This window comes from Candidatus Kapaibacterium sp. (assembly GCA_025059875.1).
In the GTDB taxonomy this organism is placed as follows: domain Bacteria; phylum Bacteroidota; class Ignavibacteria; order Kapaibacteriales; family HRBIN21; genus HRBIN21.
Genome location: JANXCT010000005.1, coordinates 32,710 through 55,739 on the forward strand (window position 1 = coordinate 32,710; position 23,030 = coordinate 55,739).

Annotated in this window: 12 protein-coding genes and 1 pseudogene; 10 read left to right on the forward strand and 3 right to left on the reverse strand. The window is 58.1% G+C overall.

The genetic code is table 11. The features are described 5' to 3' along the window. Positions 1-112 precede the first annotated feature (112 nt). The 3 genes from rpoB to NZ960_06690 all read left to right on the forward strand — a co-directional run bounded on the left by rpoB (position 113) and on the right by NZ960_06690 (position 9,485). The gene (gene rpoB / locus NZ960_06680; protein ID MCS7177279.1) at positions 113-4,069 is read left to right on the forward strand and encodes a DNA-directed RNA polymerase subunit beta; all 3,957 of its coding nucleotides are present in this window, start codon (positions 113-115) and stop codon (positions 4,067-4,069) included. Positions 4,070-4,101: 32 nt separating this feature from the next. Beyond that, a complete protein-coding gene (gene rpoC / locus NZ960_06685) occupies positions 4,102-8,376 on the forward strand; it encodes a DNA-directed RNA polymerase subunit beta' (protein MCS7177280.1) in 4,275 nt (1,424 codons plus the stop codon). Between the two features lie 338 nt (positions 8,377-8,714). Beyond that, positions 8,715-9,485: a uracil-DNA glycosylase gene (locus NZ960_06690; protein ID MCS7177281.1), complete on the forward strand. Its 771-nt coding sequence runs from the start codon at positions 8,715-8,717 to the stop codon at positions 9,483-9,485. Here NZ960_06690 and lpxK read toward each other — a convergent pair. Both lpxK and NZ960_06700 read right to left on the reverse strand, forming a co-directional pair. Beyond that, positions 9,432-10,331 (reverse strand): annotated as a pseudogene (gene lpxK / locus NZ960_06695) (tetraacyldisaccharide 4'-kinase). The gene NZ960_06690 and the pseudogene lpxK overlap by 54 nt on opposite strands. A gap of 42 nt (positions 10,332-10,373) precedes the next feature. Beyond that, entirely contained in the window at positions 10,374-11,198 is an 825-nt protein-coding gene (locus NZ960_06700) for a class I SAM-dependent methyltransferase (protein MCS7177282.1), read from the reverse strand. A 216-nt stretch (positions 11,199-11,414) separates the two neighbouring features. On the opposite strand from NZ960_06700, the gene NZ960_06705 reads away from it, so the two are divergent. From NZ960_06705 to NZ960_06715, 3 genes are all read left to right on the forward strand, one after another. After that, positions 11,415-15,875 carry a hypothetical protein gene (locus tag NZ960_06705; GenBank protein MCS7177283.1) on the forward strand — a complete coding sequence of 1,487 codons (4,461 nt, stop codon included), beginning with the start codon at positions 11,415-11,417 and terminating at the stop codon, positions 15,873-15,875. A 99-nt stretch (positions 15,876-15,974) separates the two neighbouring features. Continuing rightward, complete coding sequence (locus tag NZ960_06710; protein ID MCS7177284.1) at positions 15,975-16,319, forward strand: histidine triad nucleotide-binding protein; 345 nt, start codon at positions 15,975-15,977, stop codon at positions 16,317-16,319. Continuing rightward, the gene (locus NZ960_06715) at positions 16,316-17,326 is read left to right on the forward strand and encodes a KpsF/GutQ family sugar-phosphate isomerase (protein MCS7177285.1); all 1,011 of its coding nucleotides are present in this window, start codon (positions 16,316-16,318) and stop codon (positions 17,324-17,326) included. Before NZ960_06710 ends, NZ960_06715 begins: the two co-directional genes overlap by 4 nt. Before the next feature lie 191 nt (positions 17,327-17,517). Here the strand turns inward: NZ960_06715 and bshC are convergent, their stop codons facing one another. Further along, a complete protein-coding gene (gene bshC / locus NZ960_06720) occupies positions 17,518-19,182 on the reverse strand; it encodes a bacillithiol biosynthesis cysteine-adding enzyme BshC (protein MCS7177286.1) in 1,665 nt (554 codons plus the stop codon). Positions 19,183-19,260: 78 nt separating this feature from the next. On the opposite strand from bshC, the gene NZ960_06725 reads away from it, so the two are divergent. The 4 genes from NZ960_06725 to NZ960_06740 all read left to right on the forward strand — a co-directional run bounded on the left by NZ960_06725 (position 19,261) and on the right by NZ960_06740 (position 23,021). Beyond that, positions 19,261-20,121 carry a hypothetical protein gene (locus NZ960_06725; GenBank protein ID MCS7177287.1) on the forward strand — a complete coding sequence of 287 codons (861 nt, stop codon included), beginning with the start codon at positions 19,261-19,263 and terminating at the stop codon, positions 20,119-20,121. 72 nt (positions 20,122-20,193) lie between these two features. Beyond that, a complete protein-coding gene (gene rpmG / locus NZ960_06730; GenBank protein ID MCS7177288.1) occupies positions 20,194-20,376 on the forward strand; it encodes a 50S ribosomal protein L33 in 183 nt (60 codons plus the stop codon). Between the two features lie 3 nt (positions 20,377-20,379). Then, positions 20,380-21,900, forward strand: a complete 1,521-nt coding sequence (guaB, locus tag NZ960_06735; protein MCS7177289.1) for an IMP dehydrogenase — start codon at positions 20,380-20,382, stop codon at positions 21,898-21,900. A gap of 5 nt (positions 21,901-21,905) precedes the next feature. Then, a complete protein-coding gene (locus NZ960_06740) occupies positions 21,906-23,021 on the forward strand; it encodes a Xaa-Pro peptidase family protein (GenBank protein MCS7177290.1) in 1,116 nt (371 codons plus the stop codon). Positions 23,022-23,030 lie beyond the last annotated feature (9 nt).

A 23,030-nucleotide genomic window follows, 5' to 3' on the forward strand; every position in this document is an offset into this window, starting at 1 on the left:
GTTTCCGTAAAAAAGCCGCAAGTGTGAACTCCTCTCCCCTGCAGTTAGCAGGGAAGAGGGGCGTGTTGCTTTCGCTCCTAAAAAGTCTCACTGGATCGTGTAGGTACGGACTATGACAGGCCGCCGAAAGGCTTCAGCCTCTGTAGGCTCTAACGGTGACGCTACCATCCAGCAGCGAGAACTGCCAGAGAAAGTTCCCCATTCCTCACGAGAGGTGCTCCCCGAGGCATCCATTGCCGGGAGGGCGTTGGCTGCCGAGATTCCACCGGAAGATGGGGCATCGTTCCTGCAGCAGCGGATCAGTTTTGCGCGTTTTCGCTGGGAACCGCAGTATCCAGATCTGCTCTATCTGCAGCTGGACTCTTTCCGGGAGTTCCTCCAGGAGGATGTGCCTCCTCAGGAGCGGCGTCCCGTCGGGCTTCAACAGGCGTTCCTAAGTACGTTTCCTGTGGAAGATGCCACTGGCACTTACCAATTGGAGTTTCTCTACTATTGGCTTGAACCGCCGCGGTACTCAGAGGAGGAGTGCCGCGAGCGGGAATTGACGTATGCCAAGACCCTGAAGGCTCGTTTCCGACTTTCGAGCAGGGTCTCCCCAGAGTCGGAAGACTACATCGAGCCAATAGAACAGGATGTATACCTGGGGAATATTCCCATCATGACCGATCGGGGGACCTTCATCATCAATGGCTCAGAGCGAGTGATCGTATCCCAAATCCATCGCTCGCCAGGAGTCTTCTTCGATCAGGTACTCCATCCTAGCGGCTTACCGATCTACTCTGCCCGAATTATCCCTCTGCGAGGGGCATGGCTGGAGTTCGTCATCGACATCAACGAAGTCATGTACGTCTACATCGACCGTAGGAAGAAGTTCCCCGTCACTACCTTCCTGCGGGCACTAGGCTATTCCCACGACCACGACATAGACGATCTCTTCGGGCTCTCTCTATCGGTAGACCCTCGGGAAGTCGAGCAGTACGTAGGGCGGCGGATTGCCAGCGAGATTGTGGATCTTTCTACAGGGGAGATCTTGGCCCATCGCGGCGAGGTTCTCTCTGAGGAACTGACAGAGCGACTACGGAGGGCCCATATAGCGAGCTTCCGCGTCTTTACCCACAAGGACCCAGAGCAAGAGCCTGTGTTGGTTAAGACCTTTTGGAAAGACGTTACACGTAATCGTGAGGAGGCTCTGGAGCTCATCTACCGCCAGATGCGCTCGAGCGAGGCCCCTGACTTAGAGACGGCTGTCCAGCTGTTGGAACGTCTCTTCTTTACGCCGAAGCGATATGAGCTTGATACTGTTGGACGTTACCGGATCAATACCAAGCTTGGGCTGCAAGTGCCGCTAGAGGTGACCCATCTGACGGTAGAAGACATTGTTGCAACAATCCGCTATCTCCTAGAGGTTGCTGAAGGAAGGCGTGGAATCGATGATCAAGACCATTTGGCGAATCGGCGTGTCCGGACGGTCTGCGAGCAGCTAACGGCACAGATGGTACTGGGGTTGTCGCGTATGGCACGCACGATTCGAGATCGTCTAAGCACTTTTGGAGGTGAGGAGCGTATCACCCCTGCTGAGCTGGTCAATGCGCGCACGATCAACAGTGTGCTGAACCAGTTCTTCGGCACTAACCAGCTCTCTCAGTTCATGGACCAGACCAATCCTTTGGCCGAGTTAACTCACAAACGCCGTGTTTCGGCCCTCGGCCCCGGTGGTCTGAACCGTGAACGTGCTGGGTTTGAGGTACGTGATGTGCACTACACCCACTACGGCCGACTCTGTCCAATCGAGACCCCAGAGGGACCCAACATTGGGCTCATATCGTCGCTTGCCCTGTACGCGCGAGTCAACAAGTATGGCTTCATAGAAACACCGTACCGTCGGGTTGTTGAAGGGCGGGTGACAAATGAAATCGTCTACTTGGCTGCCGATGATGAGGAGGACAAAGTCATAGCTCCTGCTTCGACCCCAGTAGATGAGGAGGGCCGGATTGCAGTGCCTCGGGTCCGGGCGCGGCGCTCCGGGGACTTTGTACTCGTAGCGCCAGAGGAGGTCGACTACATGGATGTTGCCACGGATCAAATCACCAGCGCTTCGGCTTCGCTCATCCCCTTCTTGGAGCACGACGATGCCAACCGGGCACTGATGGGCTCCAACATGCAGCGGCAGGCGGTTCCGTTGGTGCGGCCAGAAGCGCCATTCGTTGGTACGGGACTGGAAGGCAAGATAGCTCGTGACTCCCGTGCTCTCCTCCTGGCTGAAGGTGATGGTGTGGTTGAATACGTCAGCGCTGACACTATCCGGATCCGGTATGACGACACCGCTTCCCCCGAAGAAAAGCTCATCAGTTTTGACGATGAGCCGGTTGTGACATACCGGCTGAAGAAGTTTGTCCGGAGCAATCAAGACACGTGTATCAACCAGCGTCCGCTCGTGCGAGTAGGACAGCGAGTGCGTAAGGGACAGCCGATAGCCGATGGTGCTGCGACGGACCGCGGTGAGCTAGCTCTGGGCCGGAATGTCCTAGTGGCCTTCATGCCGTGGCGGGGTTACAACTTCGAGGATGCCATCGTCATTTCGGAGCGCTTAGTAGCCGAAGATGTCTTCACTTCCATCCACATCGAAGAGTTCACAGCACAGGTGCGGGACACGAAGCGCGGAGAGGAAGAGTTCACACGCGACATCCCGAACGTCAGCGAAGAGGAGATTCGCAACTTGGATGATAACGGCTTGGTGCGGGTTGGCACGCGCGTCAAAGAGGGGGATATCCTGATCGGCAAGATTACTCCGAAAGTGGAGTCTGATCCACTACCGGAGGAAAAACTGCTTCGGGCCATTTTCGGAGACCGCGCAGGGGATGTGCGGGACGTATCGCTGCGGGTTCCAGCAGGCTTCTATGGTACGGTCATCAACACGAAGCTCTTCAGCCGTCGCTTCTACGAGGACGGTCAGCTCCGCCAGCGTGATGAGCGGCGCCGCCGTGAACAGCTCCAGAAGAAGGAGCAAGAACTACTCCGTCAGTTAGACGAGGAGTGCGTCCGCCGCTTGGGACGGCTGCTAGATGGCCAGCGAAGCCTTGGGATCGTCGACCGAGAGGGACGCACGGTCGTGAGGGCTGGTACGAAGCTGGTAGCTGAAGAGCTGATGAAGCGTTTTGAGCAAGGTAAGCTGCGTCCGGAAGAGCTTGACGCTGGCCGTCAGCCGTGGGTAGAGGATGAACATACGATGGGCCTGGTCCGCCAGCTTCTGCAGAGGTACCTCCAGAAACGAGAGAGTATCAAGAAGGAATTGCGGGCCGAACAACTCCGGCTCGAAGCCGGCGAAGAACTGCCACCAGGTGTCCTGAAGATGGCGAAGGTCTATGTGGCCCAGCGGCGGAAGATTCAGGTTGGTGATAAGATGGCTGGCCGTCACGGAAACAAGGGAGTAGTGGCTAAGATTGTGCCTGTAGAGGACATGCCCTTCTTACCTGACGGAACGCCGGTAGACATCGTGCTCAATCCTCTGGGTGTACCATCGCGCATGAATCTTGGGCAGCTACTGGAGACGGCCCTTGGGTGGGTGGCGGCTAAGTTGGGTGTCTACTTCGCTAGCCCAGTCTTTGACGGTGCGACGTGGGAGGACGTGCAGGAGTGGCTTCGTAAAGCCGGACTCCCGCCCGACGGGAAGACCATCCTCTACGACGGTCGGACTGGCGAACCCTTCCACGAGCGCGTTACCGTTGGCTACATCTACATGATGAAGCTGATCCACATGGTGGAGGACAAGATTCACGCACGCTCCACAGGGCCGTATGCACTTATCACGCAGCAGCCCCTGGGGGGACGCTCTCGGATGGGTGGACAGCGTCTCGGCGAAATGGAGGTTTGGGCTCTAGAGGCCTACGGTGCTGCTTATACGCTGCAGGAGATGCTGACGCTGAAGAGCGACGATGTCGTTGGGCGTGCAGAGCTCTATGCAGCGTTGGTGAACGGTAAGCCAACGCCGAATCCTCATATTCCGGAAGCCTTCCGTGTCCTTCAGCGTGAGCTCCAGGGCCTGGCTCTGGAGGTAGAGATCGTTCCGTAGAGCTTGTTGGCCAAGAGGTAGGTCAGCTGTCCATGCAGAGCTGGCAGATTCCGCGAAAAGGGTTCTCTGGGATCAGGATTGCCTTGGCTTCCCCCGAATCTATCTTAGAGCGCTCCCACGGTGAGGTGCTCAAGCCAGAGACGATTAACTACCGCTCCTTCCGGCCTGAGCGGGATGGACTCTTCTGCGAGAAGATCTTCGGGCCGATCCGCGACTGGGAGTGCAGCTGCGGCAAGTACAAGGGGATCCGCTATCGAGGCATCGTGTGCGACCGGTGCGGCGTAGAGGTGACCCAGCGTTCTGTCCGGCGAGAGCGCTTCGGACACATTCACTTGGCCGTACCGGTAGTGCATACGTGGTTCATGCGATCACAGCCAAACATGCTGGCTGTGGTCCTAGGAATGCCTTCGCGGGATGTTGAGCGGATTGCCTACTATGAATCCTACGTCGTCCTAGAGCCTGGTGACTCGGGGCTTGAAATTGGTGACCTCTTGACGGAGGAGGAGTACCTCCAGGCAATGGAGCATTCTCGCAACTTCCTAGCCCTCACCGGGGCGGAGGCGTTGCGGGAGATGTTACGGCGCTTGGATGTAGAGAAGACCTACTGGGGACTGCGCCAGCGTCTGACACTGGAAGAGCGGATGACAAAGCAAGAGCGCGAGGAGATTCTGCGCCGTTTGAGAATCCTCAGCTGGTTCCTCCCACGGGAGGGGCATAAGCCGAACAAGCCGGAGTGGATGGTCCTAGAGATCATCCCTGTCGTTCCTCCGGAGATGCGTCCGTTGATTGCCCTTGAGGGCGGGCGCTTTGCTAGCTCTGACCTCAACGAGCTCTATCGGCGCATCATTATGCGCAACAACCGCCTCAAGAAGCTGATTGCGATTCGGGCTCCTGAGGTGATTATGCGCAACGAGAAGCGGATGCTGCAGGAGGCAGTGGATGCGCTGTTTGACAATAGCCGCCGTGTTGCTCGTAGTACAGGCCAGCGTCCGTTGAAGTCGTTGGCGGATGCGCTCCGCGGGAAGCAGGGGCGCTTCCGACAGAATCTCCTCGGGAAGCGTGTGGACTACTCTGGGCGTTCTGTGATCGTGGTCGGCCCGGAGCTACGGCTCCACGAGTGTGGTTTGCCAAAGGATATGGCGCTGGAACTCTTCAAGCCTTTCGTGATTCGCCGGCTCATCGAACGTGGTTATGCCCGAACGGCGAAGCGCGCTAAGTTACTCGTGGAGCGGAAGGAAGAGGTAGTGTGGGATGTCTTGGATAGCGTCATCGACGGGCACCCAGTACTCCTGAACCGTGCTCCTACTCTCCATAGGCTGGGCATTCAGGCCTTCCAGCCGCGTTTGGTAGAAGGGAAAGCCATCCAGCTCCATCCGCTTGTTTGCACTGCATTCAATGCTGATTTCGACGGCGATCAGATGGCGGTCCACGTGCCGCTAAGTCATGAGGCACAGATGGAGGCGCTGTTGCTGATGTTAGCGCCCCATAGCATCATGCATACCCAGAATGGAGAGCCGATAGCAGTCCCCAGCCAGGATATGGTGTTGGGACTCTACTACCTGACGAAGGTCCGCCATGGTGCTCTCGGAGAGGGTAAGTTCTTCGCTTCTCCCGAAGAGGCTATCTTGGCGTATGACTCCGGGCACGTGGAGCTCCACGCAAAGGTCAAGGTGCGTGTCAACGGACAGCTAATAGAGACCACCGTTGGGCGCATCATCTTCAACCGGATCGTTCCTCCAGAGTTAGGGTTTGTCAATGAGCTGCTGACCAAGAAACGGCTCCGCCAGCTGATTGGACAAGCTTTCCGAGTTGTTGGGTTGGCTCGAACGGTAGAGTTCCTGGATGCCCTCAAGGACATGGGCTTCCGCTTCGCTACAGAGGGCGGGTTGACCGTGAGCATCGACGACGTCATTATACCGCCTGAGAAAGAGGCGATCATTCGCGCTACTCAGGAGGAGGTGGACAAGATCAACGAGGCCTATATGATGGGGATCCTTTCCCCGAACGAGCGATACAACAAGGTCATTGATGCATGGACCTCGGCAACGAATCAGGTAGCAGATCACCTCTACCGTGAGTTAGCTCGCCACCAGGATGGGTTCAACACGTTCTGGATGATGCTGGACTCTCAGGCTCGTGGCTCCAAGGAGCAGATCCGACAGCTTGGAGGGCTCCGGGGTCTGATGGCGAAGCCGCAGAAGACAGCCCCTGGTGCTGCCGCCGAGCTGACTGAGAACCCGATTACCTCCAACCTACGTGAAGGTCTATCGGTGCTAGAGTACTTCATCTCCACTCACGGTGCTCGGAAAGGGCTGGCTGACACAGCCCTGAAGACAGCCGATGCGGGGTACCTCACCCGGCGCCTCCACGACGTCGCGCAGGATGTCATCGTAACGATGCACGACTGCGGCACTATCCGCGGGATAGAAGTGAGCGGTATCAAGGAGGGTGAGGAGCTAGAAATCTCTCTCTACGAGCGAATCTTAGGGCGGGTGGCTCTGCGAGACATCGTCCATCCGCTAACAGGTAAGGTAATTGTGCGCGGAGGCGACATTATCGATGAGGAAGCGGCACAGGCGATTGCCGACAGCCCGATAGAAAGTGTTCCAATACGATCAGTGCTGACTTGCGAGGCCCCTCGTGGGGTCTGTGCGAAGTGCTATGGCCGCAATCCTGCCACAGGGCAGTTAGTGGAGGTTGGGGAAGCCGTCGGGACGATAGCCTCGCAGTCTATCGGGGAACCAGGGACACAGCTAACTCTACGAACGTTCCACACCGGAGGGGCAGCCCTTCTGGCGACAGCGCAGTCTGTTATTACAGCAAAGTTCGGGGGCATCGTCCAGTTCCGTGGCCTTCGGTCGGTCCCACAACCTGGGGAAGATGGAGAGAATGTCCACGTCGTATTGGCTCGAGGAGCTAGTCTCGTTATCGTGGAGCCAGAGGGCAATCGAGAATTGGTGCGGTACGATCTCCCGGTGGGGGCGCGTCTCTACGTGCAAGAGGGACAACTCGTCCAGCGAGGAGAACAGCTCTACGAGTGGGATCCGTACAATTTGCTGATCTTGGCCCGCGTATCTGGACAGGTGCGGTACCGTGACCTTAAGGTTGGTGCTACTTACTTGGAGCAAGTGGACGAGCAAACGGGGCACCTCACTAAGGTTGTCATCCACCCACGAGAGCGGGGCCTGACTCCACAGATTGAGATCCTAGACGAGACCGGCAGGACGATCCACGCAGAGATCATCCCTGCGCGGGCCCATCTACTCGTAGAGGATGGCGAGAGAGTGGAAGCAGGCGAAATCTTAGCGAAGATCCCACGTGAAATCCGCCAGCTCCAGGACATTACTGGTGGGTTACCACGGGTCATAGAGCTGTTTGAGGCCCGCCGACCTCAGAACCCTGCAGTCGTCGCAGAAATCGACGGTGTCGTTTCGCTTCGGTTGGGTGAAGGTCGAGACCAAGGGAAGCGTATCATTAAGCTCGTCAGCCACGATGGGCTGACGGAGAAGGAGTATCGAGTATCGGCTACTCGCCACATCCTCGTCCAGGACGGCGACAGTGTCAGAGCCGGTGAACGATTGACGGAAGGGCCAATCGATCCACACGACATCCTGCGTATCCAGGGTGTGCAAGCGGTGCAGGAGTACTTGCTGCGCGAGATTCAGCAGGTCTACCGAATGCAGGGTGTTAACATCGCCGACAAGCACGTGGAGATCATCATCCGGCAGATGCTACGCCGAGTCAAGATCATTTCCCCGGGCGATTCCATGTTCCTGGAAGGCGACATAGTGGACCGCCTCGTGTTCCAGCAGGAGAACGAACGGCTCAAGAACAGCGTCGTTATCACCGATGCTGGCGACTCCAAGTTCCACGTAGGTGAAGTCGTACCCCGACGCAAGTTCCGTGAGTCGGTTGTAGAGCTCCAGAAGAAGGAGAAACAGCCGCCAAAAGCACGAGATGCTGAGCCAGCAACAGCAGAGCCGATCCTACTGGGAATTACTGAGGCAGCGCTCAGCACGGACTCTTGGCTCTCCGCAGCCTCTTTCCAGGAGACGATCAACGTACTCACAGAGGCAGCCCTTGCTGCCCAGGTAGATGAACTGCGGGGCCTTAAGGAGAATATCATCCTGGGGCAGCTCATTCCAGCAGGAACAGGGCAGCGGCGGTATCAGGACATCCTCGTTACAACGACTGCAGAGCCCCTATTTGCGGAAGTAGAAACTAGAGCTGTGGGCCACCAGGACGGTGACCAGCGGGGACTAGTTCCTCCAACGGCTGCGGAGCCTGTGGGAAGAAGGGCGCTGTAGTAGGCAGAGACTAGCAACGTGTGTCCTGTTGGGCATGAGTGCTCCGTGGAAGAGGCTGTACCGTGCGTCATAGGCTACCCCTTAGTTAGAGCCCTCTTCAATGCGACGCGTCCGGCGCTATACGGAGAGCCCGCTGTACTCACAGCCACGGCTTCCTCTGCAGGAAGTGCATCGCTCTGCGGCTCCTCTTTCTGTAGCGGTCTGCCCATACTGCCACTACATGGGGCCGTTGGTCTGGGTCCATGGACATGGACAGTGTCCCCAGTGTAAGAGCGTCGTGGAGGAGTGCTGCAGTGGAGAGCAGGCAAGCCCAGCGTGGCGAGAGTGAGTGGCAGCGACTGCAGGAGGAGATTGTAGCGTGCGAGCGTTGTCCGCGACTGCGGCAGTACTGTCAGGAGGTCGCTTATCGCAAGCGTGCAGCCTACCGGGACTGGAAGTACTGGGGGCGCCCTGTGCCCAACACTGGCTCTCCGAGCGCCCGGCTCCTCATCGTTGGGTTGGCTCCAGCAGCCCACGGGGCAAACCGAACTGGCCGGATGTTCACTGGTGACCGCTCCGGCCAGTTCCTCTACCGAGCTCTGTACGAGACGGGCTTCGCAAACCAGCCAGAGTCGTACCATCGCGGCGATGGTCTAGAACTGTACGGTGTTGCCATCACAGCGGTCGTCCACTGCGCTCCGCCACAGAATACCCCGACTCCTCAAGAGATTCAGGCGTGCCGGCCGTTTTTGAAGCGCACGGTTGAGGCGTTGCTGCCTCACCTTCGTGGGGTTGTTGCCCTCGGCAGCATTGCTTTCCGGGAGTCGCTCCGCCTGTTTCGTGAATTCGGCTGGATTCAAACGCGAGTCCGGTTTGCCCACGGGGTGCTCTACTGGCAACCTCCGGCGCCATTCTTGCTCGGCTCATACCACCCTAGCCAACAGAACACCTTCACTGGGCGGCTAACGTTTGAGATGCTCCGCGACGTCTTCCGTTTGGCGGCGCAGTTGCTGGAGGAGCCTATCCAAGCTTGTCCAGAGATGCTCAGCTCCCTGTCCGAATTCGGCAGTAACGGCGACCGTAATGAGGGTAACGCCGGCTGCAGCAAACTCCGAGAGGAGCGGCCATAGGCGTACAGCATCCTTTTCCGTCGTCACGGCCCAGCGGAGTGACAAGCGCTGACAGCGAGCGAACAGGTGCCAGAGGTCTCGAGGGCTGTAGGGATGGTGATCGGGGAAGGGGAGCCAGAGACCTATCCTCCAGCCCGTAGTCAGCAGGCTGTCCCGGAAGCGCTCCGGATAAGCAATCCCGGCGAAGGCTGCAACAGGTTCGGGCAATGGACCGGGGAGTAGACTGGGACCGGCCAACGTCCATTGCTGAATCTCGGCAGAGCGAAATTCGACCCGTACCCAGGGGAGCTCTTGTACAAACGGTGGGAGCTCATATGGCTCGACACCGTTGAGCAGGAGGATGTGGGCTCGTTTGAGGGCTGAACGTGGCTCGCGGAGTGGACCGAAGGGTAGCAAGCGACCGTAGAGTGTGCGCCGATCAACGAGAACGAGTTCTAAGTGGCGTCGGAGTCGACGGTACTGAAAACAGTCGTCGGCAGCGATGATGTTAGCCCCTGCTTGCTGGGCAAGTGTAGCGGCTATTTCCCGACGTCGGTGAACGGCAACGATGGCCTGTGGGAGCTTCCACGCATGGAGCCAGGCTTCATCTCCACACTGCTGCCATTCTACCTGCGGGCCATTGCCGAAGCTAACTAGCAACGCTCCGCGGGAACGGCGCCGGTAGCCGCGCAGCACGATTCCGGGCCGTAGGCCACGCTGGAGGCAGTAGCGGGCTATGGCTTGTGTGACGGGAGTCTTGCCGGTTCCCCCAACGGTGATGTTTCCCACGCTAACGACTGGCAAGGTGGGAGTAGCTGCGGTTAGCCAACCCCGCTGATAAGCAAGTTCCAGAAGTTGTGGCAGCATGATCCACGAGAGAGTCTAGGAAGGCTGCTACGTCGCGAGACTTCACTTGCGCGCTCGCACAATGAGGTAGAAGCCGGACAGTGGAGCCAGTAGGCGTTGGTTAAACTCGTTGAGCCAGGATGGGAACCGGCGTCGGATCGGGTCACAGAGCCGGATTCGAATTGCTCGGAACTTATGGAGGAGCTGCTTGACCTCGCGGCGGGAGAAGGCTCGACCGAGGGGGTTTGCTGGCCCATCATAGACGCGGACCCATTCGGCTTCCCATCGTCGGTAGTTGTGGACCAGCTCGGCCAGTGTCGTGCCAAGTAGGGCCATTCCCCGAAGACCTCGTTGCTGCCGAAGCGTCTGGGCGATGTAGAGCGGGGTTCCTAGCCATACGTGGAGCGAGTGGCGGTGGTAGAGCATGAGGATGACCTCACCACCAGGGACCAGGACACGATAGATTTCAGCAAGGGCGTGCTGAATGTTTGGTGTGTGGTGGAGGACACCGAAGGAGTACACAACGTCGAAGGTGTTGTCTGGAAAAGGAAGCTGCTCTACATCGGCGACTAAGAACGTTCCCTCTTGACCTCGGAGCTCGAAGTGCTGGCGTGCAAGCTCTACGCTCTGGGGGCTCAAGTCTATACCTGTGACCGTTGCTCCCCCACGGGCAAACTGGAGTAAGTCTGTTCCTAGGCCGCAGCCAATCTCGAGAACTCGCTTGCCGGCATAGCGGTGGAAGCCAATGAGTCGGTGCATAAAGGGTTGGACAGCATACCGGAAGCGTTCCACTTCTGTGAAGAATTCGCTAGTCCCCCAGGGGAGGTGGGTAAATTGAGTTCCACAGGGCTGCTGGTCCCAGTACTGTCGAACTTGCTCTTTGAGCATAATCGGGGCTCATGATGTAGGTGCGCAAAGTTACTCGCCATTAGTGGCTCGATCATCTTTCGCCTCCATAGTCTAGTCTGCGTTAGGGGTGAAAGAGTTATATTCGTGCCGAGACTACGGGCAGAGAGGAGTCAGCGTATGCGGCTTTTTTGCTAATATTGTGCCTACGCAAACGATGTGTAGGAGCAGTCCCATATATAGGCGCGGAGGGCTAGAATGAAGTGGTTCGCTCTTGTGAGATGTCTACTCCTTGCGGCCGTTGGGATATGGATGGTAACGGCTGAAGCAACAGCTCGGCGCAGTGGTATGCGCTCAGCGACGGTGTACTCCTATCCCGGTCCCTTTAATCCGGCTGGTGCAAATCCTCGTACACAACCAGCGGTGTCAACAGGTTACTACCTTGTTGATACCCAGGGGCCTGAGCCGGAGCTGTGGAAACCACAGCCAGCTCGAGATTTCGTGAGCCTGGATCAGAATCCACAGTACTGGCGTAAGATTGTCTCTGGCCCCAATCAATTTCCAGTGACCTATTGGGAGGGGCATCCGGAGGGTAAGCCCTATTTCCGGAATCCCAGCCAGATGAGCGACTCTACAGACAATGCGTTTGCTGGGCCGATTCCCATCGGCTTTCCCTTCTACTTCAATGGGGTACGGTACGATAGCTTCTACGTCTCTACTAACGGCATTATTGTGCTCTCCAATCGGCGCTACCTCTACGACGACGGGGGTAACCGAATCGGTGTGGATCCAAACAGTGACGACCAATTCGTTCGAGGGACTGCGGATATGACTATCCCCGACAACTGGGGGTATCAGTACGTGGCCCTAGGGGTTGCCTCTGGGACTGGAGCAGCGACACAAGGGATTCGAAATCCCAGTAATGTCCGCCTAAATACTGCCACAATCAGCGGCATGAATCAGTACACTCCGCTCCTTGCCCCTCTGTGGGACGATCTGCAGTTGTCCGTGTGGAACCCTCATCAGCAGACAGTGGATGACTTTGGGCAGGTATGGTATTACCGCGATCCCACGGGCAACAGGTTGGTCATTTACTTCATCAACCTCACACCGCGCGGGTCGAAGATTACCCCATACGGTACTGTTAGCTTTCCAGCCGATATACGACCAGGGGTTCCAAATGTGCCCTTTGTGTCCTGCGACCTCCAGGTCGTGCTGAATCGCTTAGACAGCTCGATTACGTACATCTACTCCCGCTTCTCTGGAGTCGTGACAGTAAGCGGCTGGCCAGTGCCGGCGGAAGTCCTCTTCCTCTACAACTCAACGGTTGGCTTACGAGGATATGCTCGTCACATCAACTTTGATTCTAAGACCAACGTTTCCGGTGCCCTAACACCATACCTACAGTTCACAGAGTTTTCGCATGAAGGAAACCCGCCGACCATTTTCGCCGTTGGGCCGACACGAAACGTGTTCTACAACTTCTTCGCGATCAAGTGGAAGCAGTGGAAGAACGTCGGTCGGGTATGGAGCGTGCAGTACAAAGTGCGCCGGCGAGGCCCAGGTCGGACGATGGACTTTGACTCTACGATTGCTGCCCCGAACAACTTCGAGCTATTGGCCGGTGATCAGGTGTTGGGTGCTATTCAGCCAGTAGGGATTTTCCAGAACCTGACCAACGATATCCAAGGGCCCACGGGGTCGCCAACAGGAATCAACTACCAGCGGCAAGATGTTCAATTCCGTGTGCGTTTCCAGATCTTCAATCAAGCAACAGGAGAGGTTGTCTACAGCCGTTCCCTTGCGATTACTCATCAAGCCCTCTCCGATCCGAATTCTGGGATTAGCCTGTGTGATGTCAACGGGAATCCTATTCCTTATCCACCAACGGCTAACGGAATCCCACCATACAACTTTGTTCGGGTAGAGTTCCCACCCTTTGAGGCCAATGAATTCATAGAACGGCATATTGGACGCTTGCGTGCCGTTGTGATCTTGGATCCCGTGACGCCCGAGGGGCAGAGCTTAGGGGATCGGTGGCCGTTCGACGATACAACGAGCATCAACCTCTTCGTGATCCGTCGCCTAGAAGCGTTCAACGATGACGTCCGAGAGTTCCATGTCATTGATGGGGTTCCTATGCCTTCTGTCAAGAAGTGGGTGAGCTTGGAGGCGGACGTCGTCTCTGGCGACGAAGTCTGCTACAACCCGCCTCCGCCACGTGGCGAGTATGGAGCAGCAAATAATCCCAACTTTACGCTGAATTCGCCGGTCATCCGGCTCAATCGTGTCATGCTCAACGGTGATGACTGGCCTGGTCTGCCGAATGGTGACCAGATCATTAGTTTCCCGATCGACTTGCGTGGACGCATCGGAGCTGTGCTCTCTGTGTCCGTGCAGCGGACGGGTAGGCCGGCTGAAAACTGGTATGATCGTGGCTGGTCGGATAATCAGAACATCGGGCCAGAGCCTCGGGTAGTTCTGAATGGGATTGTGACGAACACTTACGGGAGTGCCCCAGACGAGCTTCGGATAGAGTTTGCTCGCCCCAGTTGGGATGGGTTGACGAACATTACAAATATCACTGCTTGGAACCATCATCCGCGTCGAGGTGCGTCTCCGGTAACGAACAACTCTGCCTTCACACTCTTCGGTGCAGGCGGTTACAACCGCGGTTTTGACTCGCTGGATTACAACATGCCCTTAACGCCAGCAGAAGGTCTACGGGCAGATCTCTACGACGATGGCAAGGACTTCGAGTTCCGGAAGATCTTCATTCCGATCCCCGACACAATTATTCGCTGGCCCAACGAGGGTGCGAAGAACTTCCGCTTCCGCCTGTGGGTCCGGGCAAAGCGAGACATGAGCTCACCTCCGCCGCCCGATGATGATGAGGATAATTACTACGTGGACAACGTCCGGATTCTCTTCCCGACGGAGGTGACGGACTTAGAGGTGTCGGCGGTGAAGGTGAATGTCCCATACACGATGCTGCCAGCCAGCCAGGCGACGCGCATTCCAATTAGCGTCAAGATCTCCAACAATACAGGACTAGCGGCTGGGGGGTTTTATGTGGGGGTTGTCATTCGCCGAGAAGGTGATCCACAGGTCATCCACGCGATGTCAAAGTATGTTCCCCTCTTAGGTGGCAACCGGGAGGTAGAGATCCCCTTCCCTGATTGGGATGCCCGGAACAAGGGGACAGGGCCCGGACGTTATGTTATCTCGGCGCGCATCTTCATCCCCGGTGGGGATCTAGAGCCGCTGAACGACGAAAACTACACGATCTTTGACCTCAGGTTTGGGAATTCCTTCGCATACGAGGCTGACCCAGAGAATTTGGGCTCTAGCAAGAACAACGTGCCAGATCAGCAGTTCTCGGGTATTCCAGGCCGGGGGCTGAACCTATTCTGCTACCCCCAGGGGCCGACAGATAATGTAACGACACGTTATGGACCCCCTGGCGGGGACGGTTCTGGCCAGTTGGCGATGCGCTTCCGGCTACGGGCGCAGGACACGGTGTATGGCTACATGGCCTTCTTTGGCAGCCTCAACCAGGACTTCAACTATGTCTCCTTCTCACTCTATCGTGGCACGACGATCCCACAGACGCTCATCACGGGGAGCCGTATCAGCCGAGTTCGTGGCTTTGGGGACACTTTAGTGTACGAGCAGGGGCGCCCGGTCTGGCGTCCGATGCCAGATGGCGTCTACGACCGCTTCTCCTTCTATATTCTGCCGCAGCCAGTAGTACTGCCAGCGGGTGACTATTGGGCAGCGGTAGCGCAGCGCGGTTCTGTCGGCTTCGAGTTAGGAGCCTCGAGGTCGCGGATGGGTATGGTGACGACGAATGTATCTACGATTCCAACTCCTGGGATCCAGAACTATCAGCTCATGATCGACAAAGCACTGCGGATACGCCAAGGATTAGCGCTTATCAACGATAACGTCTTTGCCTTCCAGAATACTCTGGATGGCGGACAGTGGGGCCAGTTCATGCCGACGGTCGGACCCGTAGCCTACCCTCACCTGAATTTTGCGGGTATGGTAGGCAGTTATGCTACGCGCAGCCGCGGGACCTGGATACCGCTGGTCCGGCCTTATCTGGGTGAGCGCGCATACAATACAGCGCGGCCGGTTTCAGCACAGTTGGCGAGCTTTGACGGCATGGCACAGCGGCGGAAGAATGTGTTGTTGTGGGCTACGGCGTCAGAGGCGCTGCTGGAGCGCTTCATCTTGGAGCGGCGTACCTTTGATGCAGAGCCATGGGCCCCGATCTACAGTGAGCGTGCCGTCGGTGATGAGCAGCGTGGCGAGAGTTACCGCTACGAAGATCTCCAAGTCCAGCCTGGCGTAGAGTACCAGTATCGCCTGCGGTTGGTTGCTCGCGATGGACAGGAGCAGTTCAGCCACGTCATCAGCCTGACGCCGCTTGGTGACGGGGAAGTTTGGGTTGGTCAGAGTTCGCCTAACCCCTTCGGCTCTCAGACGAGCGTAGAGCTGCGCCTGCCGGAGAACAGCCGCGTACGGGCGGAGGTTGTCGATGCTCTTGGGCGGCTTGTTCGGGTGGTTGTCGACGATGTTCTGCCTGCCGGAAACCATCTCTTAACATGGGATGGAACGGCTGACGGTGGAGTACCGGCGGCTGCAGGTACGTACCGCTGGCGTATCTTCATCGGCGATCAGCACTACACGCAGTCTATCACACTCGTCCGCTAACAGTACGGCTTGCTACCAGCGAGAGCCTTCCGTTGCATCCCTGCCGTGGGAGGGCAGAAGGCTCTCGCTCTATTTGAAAAGGCTGAGGAAGGGGTACAAATGTCCGAGACTGTCTTTGCTCGTATTATCCGTCGAGAGGTCCCAGCACAGATCGAATACGAAGACGACGAGGTGTTAGCATTTCGGGACATCAACCCCCAAGCTCCTGTCCACATCCTCATTATCCCCAAGAAGCCCCTCCCGACTCTAAACGAGGCAACAGCAGATGATGTTCCGTTGTTGGGGAGGCTCCTCTGGGTAGCTCGGCAGTTGGCGGAGCGGCATGGTATTGCTGAGAGCGGCTACCGACTCGTCTTGAACTGCAATCGGGATGCAGGGCAGACGGTCTTTCACCTCCATCTCCACCTGCTGGGGGGACGCCAGTTCCAATGGCCGCCCGGATGAGTCTTCGAGGCAGTTCGGAGCGGGCGACGGAGTCTGCTGTGTTGGAGGTCTCGACAGAGCTTGCGCGTAGGGTATTCCACCAGCAGGCAGAGGCTCTGTTGAGCATTGCTGCGCGGATTGGACCAGAGTTTGAGGAGGCAGTAGAGTTGTTGGAGTCAGCGCGCTCCGTGGTCGTCAGCGGAGTTGGGAAATCAGGGATTATCGGCCAGAAGATCGCGGCAACGTTGCGGAGTATTGGGCTTTCGGCTACCTTTCTCCATCCCGCAGAGGCCCCACACGGAGATTTGGGTGCTGTGCGATCGGGGGACGGAGCGGTGTTGATTTCGAAAAGTGGCACGACAGCAGAGGTTTGTTCCCTGGTCCCGTGGTTGCGGCAACGGAATGTCCGAATCCTGGCTATTGTTGGGCAGCGGCATTCACTGCTGGCGGAGCAAGCCGACGTGGTACTAGATGTTGCGGTACCAGCGGAAGCATGTCCGCTGAACCTTATCCCTACGACGAGTACGACGGCTGCGCTCGTTATGGGGGATGCGTTGGCGATAGCGCTCATGCGGCGTCGAGGTGTTCGGCCAGAAGACATTGCTGCTGCTCATCCTCTCGGGATGCTCGGCCGCCTGGCTAGTCTACGAGTTCAAGATGTTATGCACACAGGGACCGCAATCCCGCGAGTGCTCCCTCAGACGCCGTTTCGGCAGATGCTCATCGAGATGACTTCGAAGGCACTGGGATGCGTGTGTGTTGTGGAGGAGGATGGCCGGCTGTGTGGGATTGTGACCGATGGAGATGTACGGCGAACGCTACAGCGGGTCGAAGATATTCGCCCGCTGCGCGTCAGCGATATCATGACGCGTACACCAGTGACGGTTTCGCCGGAAGCTTCCCTGGCCGAAGCGCTAGAGTTGATGGAGCATCGCCCTAGCCAGATCAGCGTGTTGCCGGTAGTGGACTCGCAGGGGATTTGTGTCGGGGTCGTTCGAGTCCACGACATTATCCGCAGTCAGCTGTGAGTAACGAGGCAGGGAATCGTTTTGCCCACAATGGGTGGACTCCTGGATCAGACGCCAGTTTTGCATGGATGAGGGGTAGGGGGTGTAGCAACCAGTAGCAGAATACCAGGTGGCCACGAGGCGCGGCAGCTCGAGCCAAGGTCGGTGCATCCACAGCTTAAGTGGTCGAACGCGGGGCAAGCTGCGGGAGCTTAGTCTGCGGTTGAAGGTTCGGAGGATGGTGCTAACGTGAGGATTGCGTGGTGTCCCGAGGGAAGTGCCGTCGCGTGCACGAGGGCCTCTTGGAAGGCGCTGCGTCCACATAGAGCAAGGAGCTGGAGCCAGCTCATAAGGCGTTCCTGAGGATGGCCGTTGGGATATACCAGCGACCACACCCGTCGGGCACGGGAGAGGAGGGTCTCTGAGCGGCGGCGGAGCGCAGCGCGGAATCGCCTCTGCCAACGCTGCAGAGCCTGTGCTATTCGGTGGTGCGTCGCTCCAAGGCTAGGTACGAGTGTTGGGTCTATCTCCCAAAGGTGAGCCAACAGGTGCTGGTACCACTGCTGGAGCTGTGTCTGGAGCTTGCTACTGGAGTGCTCCAGTAGCTGCGTAGGTGGTAGACGTTCCAGGAGGATACGTTCCACCGCCTGCCAAGGGGCAAAGAAGTCTCTTACGCTCCACCCTTCTTGCACAAGCAGACGATGGAGTTGAGGCGGGACAAGGGTAACGGAAGGCCGTAGCATGACGGCAGGCATCGGCACTTGTAGAGCCTCGTAGAGCTCGCGGAGTTGTGCCCAGTATGCGACTTCAGCAGGTCCGAGAACGACGGCCACAGTTGGGAGGATGGCATCTTGGCACAACGGGCGAAGGAGAGCGGACGGAGAGAAGGCCGTACACTCCTGCTCGAACAGAGCGCTTAGCTGCTGGATGGTATAGCGCTCGCGGGCAATACCATACTCCCCACTCGGAAGGTACCGGACTCGATAACGGAACCCTTCAGGAGTGTGGAAATGGACGAGAGGATGCTGGGGTGTGATGAGTTCTCGGTACCCCAAAGCGCGCAACTGCTGGATTCCCTTGGCTAATGCAGCCTCAAGCTGTGAGCTCTGGAAGAGGGCCCATTGGACGATACTGCAGAAGAGCCTGCGGCGCCGAGCAACGGATGCTCGGAGGAAGAGGAGCCCGGAGCTTCCGAAGAGCCAGTGGAGGAGCACAACAAAGGCTTGGCTCCAGGACTTCCCGTAGCTGTACGCGGTGAGCACAATGGAGCGAAGCTCGTCCGAGAGCTCGGGGAGGATGTGGCGGAGGGCGGTCTGCCATAATCCTGTCGGCGAGAGTGAGCGAGCAGAGACGGCAATGGGCTGCAGCAGTTCAGCATCTGAAGCGGCAGCGAGGCGCTGGAGGGTACCATCGGGTTGCCACCACACACTAGAGCCGGCTTCTCGACCATCGCTGTCGTTGTCTTCGACCCAGAAGATGGGAACGATCGGCCGCTGAAGTACCTCCTGTAGCTGCTGGGCAAGAGCGAGGGCTGCTGCTGCCTTGAGAGCTGTATAGAGTGGCCCTCCAAGAAAGCCTACCTGCTGTCCCGTCGTGACGGCTAATGCTGAGCCAGACTGCAGCGCTTGCAGGTAGCGAAGCTGACTTGCTGTAAGCTCCAATCCATCCATGCTCTCTCGGAGTGCCCGGCAGAGGCGTTCCGTATGAGGTTGTGGCAGTGGCGGGCGGAGGTTGAGGAGTGCTGCAGCGGGGTCCTTGCGGAAGTTTGCAGTCGTGGGAAAGCGTGCAGCGCAGAACACCGGGTCTATGGCGAAGGCGCAGGCAATTGGGTGGAAGGGTGCGGGGAACTCGGTGCACGAAAGCAGTTCAACGGACATCAATGTGCTGGACGTTGGGCGACTTTCGCGAAAGTGCTAACTTGTTGTTGGTTGCACTGCATAGCCAATTGTTGGCTTATGGTGGCGTGGATCTGTGCCGCTGTTCTTGGGATGTGGCTTGCCCTTGCCGACGTTAGGGCACAGGAGACGAACGACAAGGACGAGGAAGGAGCAGCACCGAGGCCGAAGCCCCTCGTTGAGCGGTTCCTCGAGGCACCGAGCATTGCAGTCTACTATGGAACGGGACGTTTGGGCCGTGAGGGGGTTACGCAAGACTTCCATCCGGTGGGCGCTCTGACACTCCACCTCGGTTCGGCCGACCTGGAACCATTGCGGCGCTATAAGGACCTTGCTGAGTATCAGCGCAACTACCTGCACTTGGGGTTTGGGGCTGCAACCTTGGGAATTGGCGGGAAGACCGGGGCATTAGCTTCGCAGTGGTGGCGTTTTGGGGTTGGACAGGAGACAGGCTATGGCTACCCCTTTGGTGCAGCCGGCGCTGTGCTTTTGACCCACGGTGGGGGACTCCAGTGGGCAATCCTACGCTTCCGCGATGCGATCTCGGAGGGGCTTGTGCCATACCATGACCGGCTCCGTTTTGGGACCCTGCGCGATGGAGCGATCTGGGTTCAGTTCACCCCGCTGTTGGGCTTAGGGGTCTCGTTTGAGCGAGGGGTGATATTCCTGGCTCATCTATTCTGGAAGCATCTGGGCAGCCTGGTGCTGGAAGGGGCTGGACACGCGCTGGTAGACGAGTTCGTTCGGCGGGTGCTCCGAGCAAGGACGCCAGAGGCAGCACCGATTGTGGCCTTCCTCCTCCACAATGGGCTAGCCATTGGCTGGTATGAGCTCTTGCGTCAGCGGATGCATTGGCCTTTCGCCACTCCCTCGCCGCTGTGGAACGACGCAGTCCGCTTCCATGTGCAGTGGCTGTTCTGAAGCCATCTCTGCTCTGGAGCGTCGTAATTTTGTGGACACTGGCTGTCTCACAGAGAGGCGCGGCTATTAGCAATGGCCAAGAAGAAGGGAGCTCGTGTATTGGTGATTCTAGAGTGCACCGAAGCGAAGAAGGAAGGCAAGCCGGCTTCACGATACGTGACGACGAAGAACCGACAGAATACTCCGGGCCGCTTGGAGCTCCGTAAGTACAACCCCTTCCTGCGGCGCCACACCCTGCACCGGGAGATTCGTTGAGGAATGTCAGAGCGGACGGCAAGGGTCTTGCGAACACAGCGGAGGAACCGAAAGAGGGATGAGGAGCGCATCGTTGGCGAAGGGCTGACCTTTGACGACGTTCTGTTAGTTCCCGCCTATTCAGAAGTGCTCCCGCGGGAGGTCGATGTCCGCACTCGGCTGACGCGTACGATCTGGCTCAATATCCCGATTGTCAGCGCCGCTATGGACACGGTAACAGAATCCGCCATGGCAATTGCCATGGCGCGCGAAGGCGGCATCGGGATCATTCACAAGAACCTCAGCATAGAGCAACAGGCAGAAGAAGTGGCACGCGTCAAGCGTTCCGAGAGCGGGCTAATTCGTGATCCCATCACTCTAACCCCTGACCGCCCTATACGGGAGGCGCTCCACTTGATGCGCACCTACCACATCTCGGGTATCCCAATCGTGGACGCGGAGCGCCGGCTGGTAGGGATTGTGACGAACCGGGACCTTCGGTTTGCCACCGATACCGAGCAGCCGGTGTCAGTGGTGATGACATCAGAGGGACTCATCACTGCTCCGGTTGGGACAACACTTGAAGAGGCGGAGCGCATCCTACAGCGGCATCGAATAGAGAAACTCCCCATCGTTGATGAGCACGGAGTCCTCCATGGGCTCATCACCTTCAAGGACATCCAGAAGAAGCGCAGCTATCCAAACGCTTGCAAGGATGGACAAGGGCGCCTCCGTGTTGGGGCAGCAGTTGGTGTTGCCCGGGACGTGGAGGAGCGCGTTGCTGCCTTGGTAGCAGCAGGAGTCGACGTAGTAGCTGTGGACAGTGCTCACGGACACAGTCGAGGGGTCATAGAGACAGTACGCCGTCTTAAGCGGCGGTTTCCGGAATTGCCGGTAATCGCTGGTAATATCGCTACTGCGGAAGCCGCGGCAGCACTCATCCGGGCAGGTGCTGACGCCGTCAAGGTGGGTGTCGGTCCGGGCTCTATCTGCACTACTCGTGTCGTTGCGGGGGTTGGAGTACCACAGTTGACGGCGATCTTCTGGGTGGCTCGAGTTGCTCATGAGGCAGACGTGCCCGTCATCGCCGATGGGGGTATCCGGCAGACGGGCGACATCGCGAAAGCAATCGCTGCGGGTGCTGATAGTGTTATGATTGGCAATCTCTTGGCAGGCCATGAGGAGAGCCCAGGGGAGAAGGTGCTGTTGGAGGGGCGCGCTTACAAGGTCTACCGAGGGATGGGCTCGTTAGGGGCGATGTACCATGGTTCAGCGGATCGGTACTTCCAGGACTCTGAGGCGGACATTGCGAAGTTGGTCCCAGAGGGGGTGGAGGGAAGGGTCCCCTTCAAAGGGGCTGTAAGCGATACGCTGTTTCAACTGGTTGGTGGACTGCGGGCTGCGATGGGCTACTGTGGGTGCGCGACAATTGCTGAGCTACAGCAGAAGACACGCTTCATCCGAATGACCCTAGCGGGCCTCCGAGAGTCTCACCCACACGATGTCATCATCACCAAGGAAGCGCCCAACTACTTTGGGTTCTGAGCTCGATGGTGAACAGCCGTCTCCGGTCTGCATTGGTGCAAGCGGCGCTCGTGCGCCTCGAACGACTGCGCGAACTCCTCCAATGCCAGCATCTGGAGGCACTCTGGCTGACGACCCTGTCTCACATCCGATATCTGACGGGCTTTTCGGGTTCGTCGGCCTCTGTGCTTATCACTGCGGAAGCAGTGCACTTCTTTACCGACGACCGTTACGACGAGCAGGTTCGCCACGAGCTCTTCCCGGTGCCCGGGCTGGCCATCCACATCACTCGGGAGCCGGTCGCCGTCGTAGCACAGCAGGGGCTGCTTCGGGGTATTGCTACGGTTGGGTTCGAGATATCGCTGAGCTATGGGACGGTTCTGGAGCTTCGGCGGCGCTGGCGCCCTTCCCGGCTCATCCCGTTTCGGGGGAAACTGGATGAGCTCTTCATAGTGAAGACGCCGGCTGAGATAGAGCTGCTGCGGAGAGCTGCGCTCATCGCTTCGCGCACCTTCGAGGCAGTTCTAGAGAGTGTTCGCCCGGGGATGACGGAGCATGAAGTGGCGGCAGAGATCTCTTACCGTGCTCGCCAATTCGGCTCGGAGGGGGATGCCTTCCCGATCATTGTGGCCAGCGGTGAACGAAGCGCCCTCCCGCACGGACGTGCGTCAGCGCGCCGCTTGCGGAAGAACGACGTCATCACGGTAGACTTCGGCTGTATTGTCGGCGGTTACGTGTCCGATATCACCCGCACCTTCGTGCTTGGGCGCGCAAGTACCGACCAACGTCGGGTCTACCAGGTTGTCCGGGAAGCCCAGGAGCAGGCACTGGAGGCTCTCCAAGCGGGAGTTCGAGCGCGTGAGGCCGATGCTACGGCACGCCGCGTTATTGAGGCGGCTGGCTTTGGAGCTTATTTCCGCCATAGCCTTGGGCATGGAATCGGCCGTAGCGTTCATGAACCGCCGGCTCTCTCTCCTCGGGCACCGGTCCGGGCACGCCTCCCAGAAGGAGCCGTCGTCACGGTCGAGCCTGGTATCTACCTCCCCGGGAAGTTCGGCATCCGTATAGAGGATGATGTCCACGTCACAGCCACCGGTGCTGTGCTGCTGACGACAGCTACGCGAGAGTTCCTCAGCGTTTGAGCTCCGGTA

What these genes read in the sequence shown, in the direction of transcription:
- rpoB (MCS7177279.1), top strand. Translation starts at nt 113, where the DNA reads ATGACAGGCCGCCGAAAGGCTTCAGCCTCTGTAGGCTCTAACGGTGAC.
- rpoC (MCS7177280.1), top strand. Translation starts at nt 4,102, where the DNA reads ATGCAGAGCTGGCAGATTCCGCGAAAAGGGTTCTCTGGGATCAGGATT.
- NZ960_06700 (MCS7177282.1), bottom strand. Translation starts at nt 11,198, where the DNA reads ATGCTCAAAGAGCAAGTTCGACAGTACTGGGACCAGCAGCCCTGTGGA.
- NZ960_06705 (MCS7177283.1), top strand. Translation starts at nt 11,415, where the DNA reads ATGAAGTGGTTCGCTCTTGTGAGATGTCTACTCCTTGCGGCCGTTGGG.
- NZ960_06710 (MCS7177284.1), top strand. Translation starts at nt 15,975, where the DNA reads ATGTCCGAGACTGTCTTTGCTCGTATTATCCGTCGAGAGGTCCCAGCA.
- NZ960_06715 (MCS7177285.1), top strand. Translation starts at nt 16,316, where the DNA reads ATGAGTCTTCGAGGCAGTTCGGAGCGGGCGACGGAGTCTGCTGTGTTG.
- bshC (MCS7177286.1), bottom strand. Translation starts at nt 19,182, where the DNA reads ATGTCCGTTGAACTGCTTTCGTGCACCGAGTTCCCCGCACCCTTCCAC.
- NZ960_06725 (MCS7177287.1), top strand. Translation starts at nt 19,261, where the DNA reads ATGGTGGCGTGGATCTGTGCCGCTGTTCTTGGGATGTGGCTTGCCCTT.
- rpmG (MCS7177288.1), top strand. Translation starts at nt 20,194, where the DNA reads ATGGCCAAGAAGAAGGGAGCTCGTGTATTGGTGATTCTAGAGTGCACC.
- guaB (MCS7177289.1), top strand. Translation starts at nt 20,380, where the DNA reads ATGTCAGAGCGGACGGCAAGGGTCTTGCGAACACAGCGGAGGAACCGA.
- NZ960_06740 (MCS7177290.1), top strand. Translation starts at nt 21,906, where the DNA reads ATGGTGAACAGCCGTCTCCGGTCTGCATTGGTGCAAGCGGCGCTCGTG.